Source organism: Geodermatophilus arenarius (genome assembly GCF_042654585.1).
GTDB classification, from domain to species: Bacteria; Actinomycetota; Actinomycetes; order Mycobacteriales; family Geodermatophilaceae; genus Geodermatophilus; species Geodermatophilus arenarius.
Genome location: NZ_JBHSGR010000022.1, coordinates 58,418 through 73,691, shown reverse-complemented (window position 1 = coordinate 73,691; position 15,274 = coordinate 58,418). Strand labels below are relative to the sequence as shown.

The following is a 15,274-nucleotide window of genomic DNA, read 5'->3' as shown; positions in this document are numbered from 1 at the left end:
CTCCTGCGACCGTTCCCCCCGGTGGCCCGGTGACCGTCGACCGCCTGCCCGCGTTCCGCGTCGCCCCGCCGCGCCGGCGGCTGCTCGACCGGGCCCTCGCCCGGCCCAGCCTGGTCGCGGTGCTCGGGCTGGTGATCGTCCTCGTCCTGTTCGGGCTCCGGACACCCGACCTGCTCACGCCGGCCGGGCTGGGCGGGGTCCTCGACGCCGCGGCGCTGCTCGGCATCGGCGGCGTGGCGGTGGGCCTGCTCATGGTCGGCGGCCACTTCGACCTGTCGATCGGCACCGTCACCCTCGGCAGCGCCGTCCTCACCGCGCTGCTCGCCGGCCCCGCCGGGTGGGGCATCTGGCCCGCGCTGGCGACGTCGCTGGCCGCGGCCCTCGCCGTCGGGCTGGTCAACGGCTGGCTGGTGGTGCGCACCGGGCTGCCGAGCTTCCTGGCCACCCTCGCCACCGCGCTGGTGCTGCAGGGCACCACCCTGTCCGGCGTCCCGCTCGTCGCGGGCGCGCCGCGGATCAGCGGCCTGGACGAGGCGCCCGGCTGGTCCTCGGCGTCCGCCGTGTTCGGCGCCACCGCCGAGGTGGGCGGCGGCACCTTCCCGGTGTCGCTGCTGTGGTGGCTGGCCGTCACCGCGGGCGCCGGCTGGCTGCTGTGGCGGACGCGGTTCGGCAACGAGGTGCTGGCGATGGGCGGCTCCCGCCGGGCGGCCCGCGAGCTGGGCGTGCCGGTCCGCCGGACGACGCTGGTGCTCTACGCGCTCACCGCGACCGCGGGCTGGCTGCTCGGCACGCTGGCGCTGGTGCCGGCCGCGAGCGTCGGCGCCACCCCGGCCCTGGTGAGCGCCATCGACTACGTGGTGGTCGCGGTGATCGGCGGCTGCCTGCTGACCGGCGGGCAGGGGTCGATGGCCGGCGCCGCGGTCGGCGCGCTGCTCTACGCCGCCGCCCGCGAGGGCGTGGAGCTCGCCGGGTGGGACCCGCGCTGGTCGCAGGCGCTGCTCGGCGTCGTGCTGCTGGTCGCACTGCTGGTGGGAGGGGTGGTGCGCGCCCGGCTGCGGGCCGCGCCGCGCTCGTGACCGCCGTGCCACCGGTGCTGGAGCTGCGCGGGCTGAGCGTCCGCCACGGCGGCGTGCCGGCGCTGGACCGGGTCGCGGTCGCGCTGGAGGGCGGCCGCATCACCTGCGTGCTCGGCGAGAACGGCGCGGGCAAGTCGACGCTGGTGTCGGTGCTGTCGGGGCTGCGCCGGCACGACGAGGGGGAACTGCTCCTCGACGGCGTCCCGGTGCGCTTCCGCAGCCCCCGGGCGGCGCGGGCGGCGGGGATCGCCACGGTCTGGCAGGACCTCGCCGTCGCGCCGCTGCTGCCGGTGTGGCGCAACCTGTGCCTGGGCGCCGAGCCGACCCGCCGGCCGTGGCCGCTGCGCCGCCTGGACGTCGACGCCGCCCGGGAGACCACCGTGCGCGCCCTGGACCGCATCGGCGTCACCGGCATCGACCCCGACCAGCCGGTGAACACGCTCCTGCCGGGGTCGCGGCAGAGCCTGGCGATCGCGCGGGCGGTGCACTACGGCTCGCGGGCGCTGGTGATCGACGAGCCGACCGAGCCGATGACCATCGCCCAGCACACGCTGGTCGGGCAGGCGGTGCTCGGCGCGCGGGCGCAGGGGCTCGCCGTCGTCGTCGTCACCCACAACCCGCGCTACGCGCACCTGGTGGGCGACCGCTTCCTGCTGCTGGCACGTGGCCAGGTGGCCGGCGACCTCACCCGCGCCGACGTCGACGCCGACGACCTCACCCGGCTCATGGCCGGCGGTGAGGAGCTCACCGCGCTGACCACCCGCCTGCAGGAGCTGCACCCCGAGCTCGGCGACCGCTAGGCCGCCGAGCCCGGGGGTGGGTCAGGTGAAGAGGCTGACGCCGCCGGGGCCCACGAGCAGGCCCACGACGATCAGCACGATGCCCCAGAGCAGCTGCTTGCGGAGGATCGCGAAGATGCCGGCGACCACCAGGACGACGGCGAGGATCCAGAGGAGCGTTGCCACGGACACCTCCTGTGACGGGCGCCCCGGCGGGGCGCGCTGGTCACGGAGTGTTCTCCCGGCGAGGCCGCCCCGCCCGGTGAACGCAGTGGTGCGGGGGCGGCCTCACCCGTCACGGTGACCGTGGGTGATCCGGGCCGGGTCCCGGGGAAGGAGCCCGGGTCAGGGTGCGAGCGAGGGGTCGCAGTCGCGCAGCAGCTGGGTGCAGCGTTCCTGCTCGTCGGTCTCGCCGATCGCCTCGGCGGCGCGGGCGAGCACGGTGACGCAGCGCAGGAAGCCCCGGTTGGGCTCGTGCGACCACGGCACCGGGCCGTGGCCCCGCCAGCCGTTCTTCCGCAGCGCGTCCAGGCCGCGGTGGTAGCCGGTGCGGGCGTAGGCGTAGGCCTCGATGGTGCGGCCGTCCGCGAGTGCGGCCTCGGCCAGCGCCGCCCAGGCCGCGCTGGCCCGCGGGTGGCCGGCGGCGACCTCGGCGGGGTCCGTGCCGGCCGCCAGCGCGGCCTCCGCCTCGGGGTCGCCGGGCAGCAGCGTGGCCGGCGGCTCGCCGAGCAGGTTCTGGTGCGCGTGGGTCACGGCTCAGGCGCCCTGCGACTGGCCGGCCGACAGCAGGTCCTCGCACGCGGTGACGACGCGGGCGGCCATGCCGGTCTCGGCGGCCTTGAGGTAGCTGCGCGGGTCGTAGGTCTTCTTGTTGCCGACCTCGCCGTCGATCTTCAGCACGCCGTCGTAGTTGCTGAACATGTGCCCGGCGATCGGCCGGGTGAAGGCGTACTGGGTGTCGGTGTCGACGTTCATCTTCACGACGCCGTAGGACAGCGCCTCGCGGATCTCCGACTGCAGCGAGCCCGAGCCGCCGTGGAAGACGAAGTTGAACGGCTTGCCGCCGTCCCCGAGGCCGAACTCCTGCGACACGACCTCCTGGCCCTGCTTGAGGACCTCCGGGCGCAGCTTGACGTTGCCCGGCTTGTAGACGCCGTGGACGTTGCCGAAGGTCGCCGCCAGCAGGTAGACGCCGCGCTCCCCGAGGCCGAGCGCCTTGGCGGTGGCCACGAAGTCGCCGGGGGCGGTGTAGAGCTTCTCGTTGATCTCGTGGGCGACGCCGTCCTCCTCGCCGCCGACGACACCGATCTCCAGCTCGAGCACGATCTTGGCCGCCGCGGTCTTCTCGAGCAGCTCCTCGGCGATCTGGAGGTTCTCCTCCAGGTCGATCGCCGAGCCGTCCCACATGTGCGACTGGAACAGGGGCGCCTGGCCGGCGTCGACCCGGTCCTTCGACAGCGCGATCAGCGGCCGGACGTAGGAGTCCAGCTTGTCCTTGGGGCAGTGGTCGGTGTGCAGCGCGACGTTGACCGGGTACTTCTCGGCGACGACGTGCGCGAACTCGGCCAGCGCGACGGCGCCGGTGACCATGTCCTTGACCCGGGTGCCGGAGCCGAACTCCGCGCCGCCGGTGGAGAACTGGATGATGCCGTCGCTGCCCGCGTCGGCGAACCCGCGGAGGGCCGCGTTGATCGTCTCCGACGAGGTGCAGTTGATGGCCGGGTAGGCGAAGCCGCCCTCCTTCGCCCGGCTGATCATGTCGGCGTAGACCTCGGGGGTCGCGATGGGCATCGGGGCACTCCTGTCGATCGACGCTGGTCGGCGGTCAGTATCTCCCGGGCGCGGAACCCCCGACAGGCCCCCGTCTCAACCCCTGCGGCGCAGCACCTTGCCGGGGTTGAGCAGGCCGGCCGGGTCGAGGGCGTCCTTGATCCGGCGGTGTACGTCCAGCGACACCTCGCCGATCTCGCGCTCCAGCCACTCGACCTTGATCGAGCCGATGCCGTGCTCGCCGGTGACCGTGCCGCCCAGCGCCAGGCCCAGCTCCAGGACGTCGTCGAAGGCGGCGAACGCCCGCGCCCGCTGGTCGGGGTCGGTGGGGTCGAAGCAGACCGTCGGGTGCATGTTGCCGTCGCCGGCGTGCCCGACGACGCCGATGGTCAGTCCCCGCCGCACGGCGATGCCGTCGCAGCCGTCGAGGAACTCGGCGATCCGCGAGCGGGGCACGGCGACGTCGTCGATGAGCGTGCTGCCCAGCTGCTCGAGCGCGGGCAGCGCCATCCGGCGGGCGGCGAGCAGCAGGTCGCCCTCGGCGGGGTCGGCGGTGGTGTGCACGAGCTCCGCGCCGGCCTCGCGGCACAGCCGCGCCAGCACCTCGACCTCGGCGAGCGCCGCCTCTCCCCCGGCGTCGGACTGCGCGACGAGCAGGGCGTGCGCGGCCCGGTCGAGGTCGGCGTGCAGCAGGTCGTCGACGGCGCAGATGCAGGTGTTGTCCATGACCTCCAGCAGGCTGGGCACCAGCCCGGACGTCACCACCCGCTCGACCACCTGCCCGGTCTGCGCGGTGGTGGCGAAGGTGGCCACCAGGGTCACCGGCTGCTGCGGCGCCGGGCGCAGCGCGAGCGTGGCCTCGGTGATGACGCCGAGGGTGCCCTCCGAGCCCACGAACAGCCGGGCGAGGTCGTAGCCGGCGACGCCCTTGACCGTGCGGCGCCCGGTGCGCAGCACCCGCCCGTCGGCGAGGACCACCTCGAGGCCGAGCACGTAGTCGGTGGTGACGCCGTACTTCACGCAGCACAGGCCGCCGGAGTTCTGCGAGAGGTTGCCGCCGATCGTGCACCAGTCGTAGCTGGAGGGGTCCGGCGGGTAGAACAGCCCGGAGCCGGCGACGGCGTCGCGCAGCTGCTTGTTGACCACGCCGGGCTGGACGACGGCGAGCCGGTCGGCGGCGCTGACCTCCAGGACGGCGTCCATGCGGGTCATGACCATGGTGATCGCGCCGTCGACGGCGTTGCTCGCGCCGGCCAGCCCCGAGCCCGCGCCGCGCGGGACGACCGGGACGCCGTGCCGGGAGGCGACCCGCATGACCGCGGCGACGTCGTCGGTGCTCCGGGGGAGGACGACCGCGGCGGGGGTGCCGGCCTCGGCGAGCATCGCCTGGTCACGGGCGTAGGCGGCGGTGACGTCGGGGTCGGTGAGGACGCCGTCGCGGCCGAGCACGGCGGCGAGCTCGTCGACCCACGCGGTGGCGAGTGTGGTCACCGCCACACCGTACGGCCGATCCCGGGCACGTCCGCGGCGACGTCCCGTGCTCCTCCGCGGGAGTGCGCGGCTACGACAGGCCGAGGTCGGACAGCTCGAAGGCGGCGCGGTACTCCAGGCCGGCGGCCTCGACGGCGGCCCGCCCGCCGCGGTCGACGACCACCGCGACGGCGATGACCTCGGCCCCGGCCTCCTGCAGCGCCTCGACGGCGGTCAGCGGGCTGCTGCCGGTGGTGGAGACGTCCTCGACGACGAGCACCGCCCGCCCGGCGACGTCGGGCCCCTCGATCCGCCGCTGCAGCCCGTGCGCCTTGCCGGCCTTGCGGACCACGCACGCGTCGAGGAAGCCCTCGCCGTCGGCGGCGGCGTGCAGCATCGCCGTGGCGACCGGGTCGGCCCCGAGGGTGAGCCCGCCGACGACGTCGTAGCGCAGGTCGCGGGTGAGCTGGCGCATCACCCGCCCGACCAGCGGCGCGCCCTCGTGGTGGAGGGTCAGCCGGCGCATGTCGATGTACCAGTCGGCCTGGCGCCCGGAGGACAGCGTGACCCGCCCGTGGACGACGGCGAGGTCGACGACCAGCTCGAGCAGGCGGTCGCGGTCGGGCTGGGCAGCGGGCGCCGTCATGGAGGCGAATCTACGCACGGTTCCGGCCCGACTCCCGCGAGGGAACCGGGCCGGTGGCCGTCGCGCCTCAGCCCTGCGCGGGCGCCAGGACCTGGTCGACGACGTAGACGGTGGCGTTGGCGGTCTGCACGTTGCCGCAGATCACCGAGGCCGGGGTGCCGGTGACGGTCCGGGCGACGGTGAAGCTCTCGCCCGAGCCCTCGATGGTGACCTCGTCGCCGGCCACGGTGGTGTGCGTGCCGGCCAGCTGGTCCGGCGAGAGCCGGCCCGGGATGACGTGGTGGGTCAGGACCTGGGTCAGCATCGCCTGGTCGGCCAGCACGGCCTGCAGCTGGTCGGCCGGGATCGCCTCGAACGCCGGGTCGGCCGGGGCGATGACGGTGATGTCGTCGGTGGTGTTCAGCGTGTCCACCAGGTTGGCCTGGGTGACCGCCTGCACCAGCGTCGACAGCACCGGGTTGTTGCTGGCCGCGGTGGCCACCGGGTCGTCGGTCATGCCGGCGAAGCTGCCCTCGCCGTCGGCCGGGACCGAGGAGCAGGCGGCCCCGAAGGGCTCGTCGGACGCCGGCTCGGCCATCGGGCTGCTGCTCCCCGTCGAGTCGGCGCCGTCCGCCGCCGGCGAGCTGCTGGCGGAGGGCGGGCTGTCGGAGGCCGCGCCGGTGTCCTCCGAGCCGCAGGCGCTCAGGGTGACCGCGAGGGTCGAGGCGGAGGCCAGCAGGAGGCCGCGGGTCAGGGTGCTCTTCACGGGGTGTGCTCCTCGGTCGTCGGTCCATGGTCCCCCGGCCCGTTCGAGGGGTCGGGAGAGGCGTCTGCGGCCGGGTGGCCGAGACGGGCTCTGGGGTGTGCCGGGTGCCGCCCCGCGGGGCGGGGGCCGCTAGGTCGCGATCACCCGGATGGAGTGCAGGCCGCTGGCCCCGTTCGGGAAGGGCCGGGCGCGTTCCCCGGTCTGCACCTCGCCGTCGGCCGTGGTGGCCCGGACGGTGAGCTGGTAGGAGCCGGGGGCGAAGTCGAAGGGCAGCCGCCACTGCCGCCACACGTCGGCGTCCACCGCCGGGGCGAGCTCGGCCTCCCGCCACTCGCCGTCGTCGACCCGGACCTCGACCCGGGCGATGCCGCGGGTCTGCGCCCAGGCGACGCCGGCGATCGGGCGCCGGCCGGCCCGGAACCGGCGCAGGGGGGCCGGGGTGTCGATCCGGGAGGCCACCTTGACCGGGCCCTGGGCGGCCCAGTCGCGCTGGACCCAGTAGGCGTCGAAGGCGTCGTAGGTGGTGGCCTCGATCGAGGTCATCCACTTGCAGGCGGAGACGTAGCCGTACAGCCCGGGGATGAGCATCCGGACCGGGAAGCCGTGCTCGACCGGCAGCGGCTCGCCGTTCATCCCGAAGGCGATCATCGCGTCCTCGACCTGCAGCGCCGCGCGGGTGGGCGCGCCGATGGTCATGCCGTCGGCCGAGCGGCAGACCAGCTGGTCGGAGCGGTCGGAGACGCCGTTCTCGCGGAGGAGGGCGCCGAGCGGGACGCCGGTCCAGCGCGCGGTGCCGGCCAGGCCGCCGCCGACCTCGTTGGAGACGCAGGTGAGCGTGACGTCGCGCTCGACGACGTCGTCGCGGTCGAACAGGTCGGCGAGCGTGTACGTGCGCGGGGAGTCGAACATCCCGGTCAGCTCGAGCCGGTAATCGGCGGGGCGGATCTGCGGGACGGTGATCGCGGTGTCCACCCGGTAGAAGTCGCGGTTGGGCGTGAACAGCGGCGTCAGCCCCTCGACGCGCTCGGCGAGGTCGGCGCCCGGGGGCAGCGCGGCGGCCGGGGACGACGGCGTCGGGAGGGTGAGGTCTCCGCGGGCACCGCTGACGTCGAACCGACGCTGCAGCAACCGCCCGCCGCCGCCGGCGACCGCGGCCGCGCCCAGGGCGGCGGCGCCGGTGAGGACGAAGCGGCGGCGGTCCATGCCGGCGCCCTGGCGGTCGGCCGTCGGCGGCGCGCCGGGCCGCCGGTCCGTGACCGCCTCGTCGTCACTCCGGGGGGCCGGCACGGTCAGCGGGGCCACCAGCAGGAGGAGGGCGACGACGCCGGCCCCCGCGCCCACGACGGAGGGCAGCGCGTCCAGCGGGCCGCCCGCGGGCCGGGTGGCCGCGGCGAGGGCGCCGACGGCGCCGAACAGCGCGATCCCCGCCACGCCGGTCCGCCGGGAGCGCAGCGACACCAGCCCGACGAGCACCGCGTACAGCCCGACGAGGACCAGCGTGCCGACGACGAGGGCGACCTTGTCGTCCTCGCCGAACGTCGCGACGGCGAACTGCTTCACCGGCTCGGGGACCAGGGTGATGACCGTGTCGCCGACCGCCACGACCGGCGAGGACGCCGGCCCCACGGACGCGGCGACCAGCTCGGCCACGCCCAGCGCGACCGCGGCGGCCGGCAGCCCGGCGAGGGCGGCGAGCAGCCGGCGCGTGCCGCGGCCGGCGGGGCGGGCGGCCCCGTCCGGCCCGGTGGCCGGCGCGGGGGCCTGCTCGGTGGTGGTCACGTCCGGCGTTCGGGCCGGCCGGGCGAGCGGTTCACCACCGGAGGTGACGAGATGATGACGAGATCTGATCGCGTGCGACGGATCAGCGTCCCTGTGCCCGCCGCCAGCCCTGGTAGCGGTACCAGGCGCTGGCCGGCTTCTGCGCCAGCGCCACGATGCCGACCACGGTGAGCAGGAGCGAGGCGAGGGACAGCACCGTCAGCAGGCCCGAGACGGTCGGGGCACCGCCGCCGAGGAAGCCGACCAGCGAGCCGGCCACGCCCAGGCCGCCCAGCACCCAGAGCACGATCCGCGCCCAGTTGCGGCCCTTCCACGCGAACCACAGGAACAGGACCTGCAGCGCCACCAGGACCAGCGCGAAGCCGGCGCCGGCGACCAGGGCGGCCCGCGCCGCCGACTCGCTGATCGCGACGTCGGGCGAGGCGGCCTGCACCTGCGCGATGAAGCCGTCCACGTCCGCGAACGTGACCAGGGCGTTCACCAGGCCCAGGACGAGCGTGGCCGCGAAGGCGCCCACGCCCAGCACCACGGCCGAGGGGCGCTCGACCGGGGCGGGCGCGCCGAAGCCGTCGGGCGCCGCCGGCGCGGACGCGTACCCGCCGTGGGCGCCCTGCCCGTGGGGGCCCTGGCCGTACGCGCCCTGGTCGTACGCGCCCTGGCCGTACGCGCCCTGGCCGTAGGGGTCCTGCCCCGGCTGGTCCCAGCCCTGCGGGCCCTGTCCTGCGGTCATGTCCGTCCTCTCCCGTGGCGGTCGCCCGCGCATCATGATCGACGGGCCGCCGTCCGGCCACCCCCGGGCGCGCAGCGCGCCCGGCCGGCGGTCAGCGGGCGGACGACCGCCGGCGCTCCCCCTCGGCCCGGTACCACTCGGAGGCCGGCCGCAGGGCGAGCGCGACGAGCCCGACCGCGCTGATCAGGGTGATGAACACCGACAGCGACCCGAGGAACCCCGAGCCGGTCGCCCCGGGACCGGTGAGGCCGGACAGCCCGCCGAGGACGTTGACCGCACCGAGGACCTGGAGCACCACCCGCGCCCAGTTGCGCCCGGTCCAGGCGAACCGGATGACCAGCGCCTCCAGGGCCACCAGCACCGCCCCGAAGCCCGCGCCGACCCAGAACGCGGCCCGCGCCGTCGACTCGGGGACCTCGGCCCCCGCGGCGGCCTGCACCTCCGCGACGATCCCGTCGACGTCGGACAGCGTGACCCCCGAGGACACCAGGCCGAGGATCAGCGCGGCCATGAACGCGCCGATCCCCACCCGCACCGCGACCGGTCGCTCGGCCGGCGGCCGGGGCTCGGCGCCGGGCGCCGACGGCGCGTTCCCGTAGCCCGGGAGTCGTCCTCCCCGTTCCTCGGTCACGTCGTCCCCTTCCTCTCCTCGACGTCCTGCCGCCATCGTGCCCGTGCCGTGCGCGGCGCCTCCCCGCATCCCGCCCCCGGGGACGCGACGGGCCCGCCGCCCCGAGGGACGGCGGGCCCGGGTGAGGAGCTCCTCGCGTCAGCCGCGGCGGACGGTGAGGCCCTCCTCTGCCAGGTCGTCCGGCGCGTCGACGACGACCTCGTCGCCGTCGCGGATGTCCCCGGCCAGCAGCGCGCGGGCCAGCGGGTCGCCGATCGCCGACTGCACCAGGCGGCGCAGCGGGCGGGCGCCGTAGACCGGGTCGAACCCGTTGAGCGCCAGCCACTCGCGGGCGGCGTCGGTGACGGTCAGCGTCAGCCGGCGGGCGGCCAGCCGGCGGGCGAGCACGCCCACCTGGATCTCGACGATCCCGGCCAGCTCCTCGCTGCCCAGCGCCCGGAACACCACGACGTCGTCGAGGCGGTTGAGGAACTCCGGCTTGAAGTGCGACCGGACGACGTCCATGACCGCGGAGCGCCGCGCCTCCTCCGGCAGCGACTGGTCGGCGATCAGCTGCGAGCCGAGGTTCGAGGTCAGGATCAGGATGGTGTTGCGGAAGTCCACCGTCCGCCCCTGGCCGTCGGTGAGCCGGCCGTCGTCGAGGACCTGCAGCAGCACGTCGAAGACGTCGGGGTGGGCCTTCTCCACCTCGTCGAGCAGCACGACGGTGTAGGGCCGCCGCCGGACCGCCTCGGTGAGCTGGCCGCCTGCCTCGTAGCCGACGTAGCCCGGAGGGGCGCCGACCAGCCGGGCCACCGAGTGCTTCTCGGAGTACTCGCTCATGTCGATGCGGACCATCGCCCGCTCGTCGTCGAACAGGAACTCCGCCAGCGCCTTCGCCAGCTCGGTCTTGCCGACGCCGGTGGGGCCGAGGAACAGGAACGAGCCGGTGGGCCGGTCGGGGTCGGCGATGCCCGACCGCGCGCGGCGGACGGCGTCGGAGACGGCGCGGACGGCGTCGGGCTGGCCGACGACCCGCCTGCCGAGCTCGTCCTCCATCCGCAGCAGCTTCGCCGTCTCCCCCTCGAGCAGCCGGCCGGCGGGGATGCCGGTCCAGGCCTGGACGACCTCGGCGATGTCGTCGGGGCCGACCTCCTCCTTGAGCATGGAGGCCTGGGCGGCCACCGACTCCTCGGCCGCGGCGAGGTCCTTCTCCAGCTGCGGCATCACGCCGTAGCGGAGCTCGGCGACGCGGGCGAGGTCGCCCTCGCGCTCGGCGCGCGCGGACTCGGTGCGCAGCCGCTCCAGCTCCTCCTTGAGCTGCTGGATGCGGACGATCGCGCCCTTGTCCTGCTGCCAGCGCGCGGTCAGCTCGGCGAGCTCCTGGCGCCGGTCGGCGAGGTCGGCGCGCAGCGCGGCCAGCCGGTCGAGCGAGGACGGGTCGTCCTCCTTCTCCAGCGCCATCTCCTCGATCTCCATGCGGCGCACGGCGCGCTCGACCTCGTCGACCTCCACCGGGCGGCTGTCGATCTCCATGCGCAGCCGGCTGGCCGCCTCGTCGACCAGGTCGATCGCCTTGTCGGGGAGGAAGCGGGCCGTGACGTACCGGTCCGACAGCGTGGCGGCGGCGACGATCGCGGCGTCGGTGATCCGGACGCCGTGGTGCACCTCGTAGCGCTCCTTGAGCCCGCGCAGGATGCCGATCGTGTCCTCGACCGAGGGCTCGCCGACGAAGACCTGCTGGAAGCGGCGCTCCAGCGCCGGGTCCTTCTCGATGTGCTCGCGGTACTCGTCGAGCGTGGTCGCGCCGACCATGCGCAGCTCGCCGCGGGCGAGCATCGGCTTGATCATGTTGCCGGCGTCCATGGCCGAGTCGCCCGTGGCGCCGGCGCCGACGATGGTGTGCAGCTCGTCGATGAAGGTGACGACCTGCCCCTCGGACTCGGCGATCTCCTGCAGGACGGCCTTGAGCCGCTCCTCGAACTCGCCGCGGTACTTGGCGCCGGCGACCATGCTCGCCAGGTCCAGCGCCATCAGCCGCTTGCCCTTGAGGCTCTCGGGGACGTCGCCGGCCACGATCCGCTGGGCCAGGCCCTCGACGATCGCCGTCTTGCCGACGCCGGGCTCGCCGATGAGGACCGGGTTGTTCTTGGTGCGGCGGGAGAGCACCTGCACGACGCGGCGGATCTCGGTGTCCCGGCCGATGACCGGGTCGATCTTCCCCTCGCGGGCGCGCTCGGTGAGGTCGACGGCGAACTTCTCCAGCGCCTGGAAGGTGCTCTCGGGGTCGGCCGTGGTGACCCTGCGGTTGCCGCGGACGGTGCGGAAGGCGGCCAGCAGCGCGTCGCGGGTGGCACCGGCGCTGGTGAGCACCGTGCCGGCCTCGCCCCCGGAGCCGGCCAGGCCGACCAGCAGGTGCTCGGTGGAGACGTACTCGTCGCCCAGCGCGCTGGCCTGCTCGCCGGCGGCGTTGACCACCCGCAGCAGCTCACGCGACGGCGACGGCGCGGCGACGGTGGCGCCGCTGACGCTCGGCATGCGGCGCAGGGCGGCCTCGGCCTTGGCCCGGACGTCGGCCGGGTCCGCTCCGGTGGCGGTCAGCAGCGGGCCGGCGATGCCGTCGCTCTGCTGCAGCAGCGCCACGAGCAGGTGCAGCGGCTCCAGCGCCGCCTGCCCCCGGTCGACCGCCAGCCGCTGGGCGGCCGCGAACGCCTCCTGCGAACGGGTGGTCAGCTTGCTCTCCATGGTCGGTGCGCTCGGTCCTCTCCTGGGCGTGCCGGGGTCCCGGCGGGGGATCCTGTCGTCCGGTGCAACGGACCAGGGGTTGAGTCTGTTCCGCTCAACTTGCCTCGTGGGGCAGGAGGTGGTCGAGGAGGCGCCCCGAGGGGTTGACATCCGGCACAACTGCATGCCACGCGACCGGATGGTCCCTACACTCAAGGCATGACGACCACCGGAGACCCGCGCCGCCCTGCCCCGAGCGTGGCTCTGGACGATCAGCTGTGCTTCGCGCTGTACGCAGCGTCCCGCGCGATGACCGCCCGGTACCGGCCGATGCTCGAGGAGCTGGGGCTCACCTATCCGCAGTACCTGGTGATGATGCTGCTCTGGGAAGAGGACCACCAGACCGTCGGCCAGCTCGGCGCCCGCCTGGCGCTCGACAGCGGCACCCTGTCCCCCCTGCTCAAGCGGCTCACCGCGGCCGGGCTGGTCACGCGCCACCGCCGCGTGGAGGACGAGCGGTCGGTGGCCATCGCCCTCACCGACACCGGCCGGGCCCTGCGCGACAAGGCCTTCGCCATCTCGCAGGACATGATCTGCGCGCTCGACCTGGACGTGGAGTCCTTCTCCGACCTCAAGCAGACGCTCAACGTGCTGACCCAGCGGGTCACCGAGGCGCCGCGCGCCGTGTGACCCGGGCGGTGGGTTGCCCGCAACCCGCCGGGGTAGGGCCGCGGGGTCCCGCGCGCCGGCGAGACGACGCCGGCGCGCCCCTCGACCGGAAGGCAGCCCGATGCCCACCCGCACCGCCCGCACCGCCTGGAACGGCACCCTCCAGGACGGATCCGGCCAGGTCGAGCTGTCCAGCTCGAAGCTCGGCACCTTCGACGTGAGCTGGCCGAAGCGGACCTCCGACGAGGCCGGCGGCTCCACCAGCCCCGAGGAGCTCGTCGCCGCGGCCCACTCCGCCTGCTTCTCGATGGCCCTGTCGAACGAGATCGCGAAGGCCGGCGGCACGCCGCAGTCGCTCGAGGTCACGGCCGACGTCACGCTCGGCCTCCAGGACGGCGCCACGATCACCGGGATCAAGCTCACCGTGCGCGCCGAGGTCGACGGCCTCGACGCCGACGGGTTCGAGAAGGCCGCGCAGGCGGCGAAGGTCGGCTGCCCGGTCAGCAAGGCGCTCGCCGCCGTCGACATCACGCTGGACGCCCAGCTGGACTCCTGACCCCGGGACGCACGACGGCCCGCTCCCCAGCTGGGGAGCGGGCCGTCGTGCGTTCTGTCAGCGGGCGGTGCCGACCGCCTCGTCCTCGGCGGGCGCGGGGCGGGACTCGCGGGCCAGCCGCTCCTCGCCGCTCTCGGTGCGCAGGGCCACCTCGCGGATGAGCAGGATGGCCGCGACGGCGACCACCGCGATGACCGCGGAGACGAGGAAGACCCGGCCGGTCGCGTCGCCGTAGGAGACCCGGATGAGCTCCTGGATGGCCGGCGGCGCGTCCGCGAGGCTCGCCAGGCCGACGCCGCCCGAGCCGCCGCCGGCCGCGGCCGCCTCCGGCGGCAGGCCCGCGGTGATCAGGTCGGTCACCCGGTTGCTGAGCACCGCGCCGAGCACGGAGACGCCGACGGTGCCGCCGAGGCTGCGGAAGAACGCCACCGCCGACGACGCCGCGCCGAGGTCGCTCGCGGCCACGGTGTTCTGCACCGCGAGGACCAGGTTCTGCATGGTCATGCCGATGCCGACGCCGAGGACGAACAGGAAGACGCCGAGCAGGACCATGTCCGTCTCGTGGTCGACGGTCGCCAGCAGGCCGAACCCGGCGACGACGAGCAGCGACCCGGCCACCAGGAACCGCTTCCACCGGCCGTGTCGGGTGATGAGGATGCCCGAGACGGTGGAGGAGACGAGCAGGCCGCCGACCATGGGGATCGTCAGCAGGCCGGCCGCCGTCGGCGAGTAGCCGCGGGAGATCTGCAGGTACTGGCCGAGGAAGACGGTGGACCCGAACATCGCCACACCGATCGCGACGCTGGCCACGATGGCGAGGGTCGTGGTCCGGTCGCGGAACAGCCGCAGCGGGACGATCGGCTCGGGCGCCCGCAGCTCGGTCACGACGAAGGCGACGACGGCGAGCGCGCTGCCGCCCAGGAACAGCGCCGTCTCGACCGAGGCCCACGCGAACCGGTCGCCGGCGAGGGTGACCCAGATGAGCATCGCGGAGACGCCCGCGGTGAGGAACGCGGCGCCGAGGTAGTCGATGCGGACCCGGCGCCTGGTCACCGGCAGGTGCAGCGTGCGCTGCAGCAGCACCAGCGCCACGGCGGCGAAGGGCACGCCGACGTAGAAGCACCAGCGCCAGCCGAGCCAGCTGGTGTCGACCAGCAGGCCGCCGAGCAGCGGGCCGCCGACGGTGGCCACGGCCATGACCGCGCCGAGCAGGCCCGAGTACCGGCCGCGCTCGCGGGGGCTGATCATCGCGGCCATCGCGATCTGCACCAGCGCCTGCAGGCCGCCGAGACCCAGGCCCTGGAGCACGCGCCAGCCGATGAGCGTGCCCACCGACTGGGACAGGCCGGCGAGCATCGAGCCGACGATGAAGACGACGATCGACAGTTGGATCAGCAGCTTCTTGCTGAACAGGTCGGCGAGCTTGCCCCAGATCGGCGTGGACGCCGTCGAGGCGAGCAGGGTGGCGGTGACGACCCAGGTGTACTGGCTCTGGCTGCCCCGCAGGTCGGTGATGATCGTGGGCAGGGCGTTGGAGACGACGGTCGAGGACAGGAACGCCACGAACATCGCCAGCAACATCCCCGAGAGGGCCTCGAGGATCTGCCGGTGCGTCATGCGGCCCTGCTGCTCGGCGGGCGCCTCCGCCGCCGGGGCGGCGACGGCGGGCTCGCGGGTGGTGGTCACGGTGCTCCTGGTCGGTGCGGGATCGGGTGCGGAC

Annotated in this window: 15 protein-coding genes; 4 read left to right on the top strand and 11 right to left on the bottom strand. The window is 74.9% G+C overall.

All coding sequences use genetic code 11. The features are described 5' to 3' along the window. Nucleotides 1-29: 29 nt before the first annotated feature. Together ACFO3M_RS18310 and ACFO3M_RS18305 are read left to right on the top strand one after the other, a co-directional pair. Nucleotides 30-1,076 carry an ABC transporter permease gene (locus tag ACFO3M_RS18310; protein WP_387992109.1) on the top strand — a complete coding sequence of 349 codons (1,047 nt, stop codon included), beginning with the start codon at nucleotides 30-32 and terminating at the stop codon, nucleotides 1,074-1,076. Continuing rightward, nucleotides 1,073-1,876: an ATP-binding cassette domain-containing protein gene (locus ACFO3M_RS18305; RefSeq protein WP_387992106.1), complete on the top strand. Its 804-nt coding sequence runs from the start codon at nucleotides 1,073-1,075 to the stop codon at nucleotides 1,874-1,876. The genes ACFO3M_RS18310 and ACFO3M_RS18305 overlap by 4 nt, the downstream gene beginning before the upstream one ends. Before the next feature lie 21 nt (nucleotides 1,877-1,897). Here the strand turns inward: ACFO3M_RS18305 and ACFO3M_RS18300 are convergent, their stop codons facing one another. The 10 genes from ACFO3M_RS18300 to clpB all read right to left on the bottom strand — a co-directional run bounded on the left by ACFO3M_RS18300 (nucleotide 1,898) and on the right by clpB (nucleotide 12,350). Continuing rightward, nucleotides 1,898-2,041, bottom strand: a complete 144-nt coding sequence (locus ACFO3M_RS18300) for a GPGG-motif small membrane protein (RefSeq protein WP_387992103.1) — start codon at nucleotides 2,039-2,041, stop codon at nucleotides 1,898-1,900. 159 nt (nucleotides 2,042-2,200) lie between these two features. Then, complete coding sequence (locus tag ACFO3M_RS18295; RefSeq protein WP_387992100.1) at nucleotides 2,201-2,608, bottom strand: DUF3151 domain-containing protein; 408 nt, start codon at nucleotides 2,606-2,608, stop codon at nucleotides 2,201-2,203. A 3-nt stretch (nucleotides 2,609-2,611) separates the two neighbouring features. Next, nucleotides 2,612-3,646 carry a class II fructose-bisphosphate aldolase gene (fbaA, locus tag ACFO3M_RS18290; protein ID WP_387992097.1) on the bottom strand — a complete coding sequence of 345 codons (1,035 nt, stop codon included), beginning with the start codon at nucleotides 3,644-3,646 and terminating at the stop codon, nucleotides 2,612-2,614. A 75-nt stretch (nucleotides 3,647-3,721) separates the two neighbouring features. Next, nucleotides 3,722-5,116, bottom strand: a complete 1,395-nt coding sequence (locus tag ACFO3M_RS18285) for an FAD-binding oxidoreductase (RefSeq protein ID WP_387992094.1) — start codon at nucleotides 5,114-5,116, stop codon at nucleotides 3,722-3,724. Nucleotides 5,117-5,186: 70 nt separating this feature from the next. Then, nucleotides 5,187-5,741, bottom strand: a complete 555-nt coding sequence (gene pyrE, locus ACFO3M_RS18280; RefSeq protein WP_387992091.1) for an orotate phosphoribosyltransferase — start codon at nucleotides 5,739-5,741, stop codon at nucleotides 5,187-5,189. A gap of 67 nt (nucleotides 5,742-5,808) precedes the next feature. Beyond that, nucleotides 5,809-6,486 (bottom strand): fasciclin domain-containing protein, encoded by a 678-nt coding sequence (locus ACFO3M_RS18275; protein WP_387992088.1) that lies wholly within the window; start codon nucleotides 6,484-6,486, stop codon nucleotides 5,809-5,811. Nucleotides 6,487-6,615: 129 nt separating this feature from the next. Beyond that, entirely contained in the window at nucleotides 6,616-8,265 is a 1,650-nt protein-coding gene (locus tag ACFO3M_RS18270; RefSeq protein WP_387992085.1) for a molybdopterin-dependent oxidoreductase, read from the bottom strand. A gap of 82 nt (nucleotides 8,266-8,347) precedes the next feature. Further along, nucleotides 8,348-8,995: a hypothetical protein gene (locus ACFO3M_RS18265; protein ID WP_387992083.1), complete on the bottom strand. Its 648-nt coding sequence runs from the start codon at nucleotides 8,993-8,995 to the stop codon at nucleotides 8,348-8,350. A 91-nt stretch (nucleotides 8,996-9,086) separates the two neighbouring features. Beyond that, nucleotides 9,087-9,626 carry a hypothetical protein gene (locus ACFO3M_RS18260; protein ID WP_387992080.1) on the bottom strand — a complete coding sequence of 180 codons (540 nt, stop codon included), beginning with the start codon at nucleotides 9,624-9,626 and terminating at the stop codon, nucleotides 9,087-9,089. A 138-nt stretch (nucleotides 9,627-9,764) separates the two neighbouring features. Then, on the bottom strand, nucleotides 9,765-12,350 hold the full coding sequence (gene clpB, locus ACFO3M_RS18255; RefSeq protein WP_387992077.1) for an ATP-dependent chaperone ClpB: 2,586 nt from the start codon (nucleotides 12,348-12,350) through the stop codon (nucleotides 9,765-9,767). 198 nt (nucleotides 12,351-12,548) lie between these two features. Here clpB and ACFO3M_RS18250 point away from each other — a divergent pair, with 198 nt between their 5' ends. Both ACFO3M_RS18250 and ACFO3M_RS18245 read left to right on the top strand, forming a co-directional pair. After that, nucleotides 12,549-13,019, top strand: coding sequence for a MarR family winged helix-turn-helix transcriptional regulator (locus ACFO3M_RS18250; RefSeq protein ID WP_387992074.1), 471 nt, complete (start codon nucleotides 12,549-12,551; stop codon nucleotides 13,017-13,019). Nucleotides 13,020-13,119: 100 nt separating this feature from the next. Then, nucleotides 13,120-13,554, top strand: a complete 435-nt coding sequence (locus ACFO3M_RS18245; protein WP_387992071.1) for an OsmC family protein — start codon at nucleotides 13,120-13,122, stop codon at nucleotides 13,552-13,554. A 57-nt stretch (nucleotides 13,555-13,611) separates the two neighbouring features. On the opposite strand, the gene ACFO3M_RS18240 is transcribed toward ACFO3M_RS18245, so the two are convergent. Beyond that, nucleotides 13,612-15,240 carry an MFS transporter gene (locus tag ACFO3M_RS18240; protein ID WP_387992068.1) on the bottom strand — a complete coding sequence of 543 codons (1,629 nt, stop codon included), beginning with the start codon at nucleotides 15,238-15,240 and terminating at the stop codon, nucleotides 13,612-13,614. Nucleotides 15,241-15,274 lie beyond the last annotated feature (34 nt).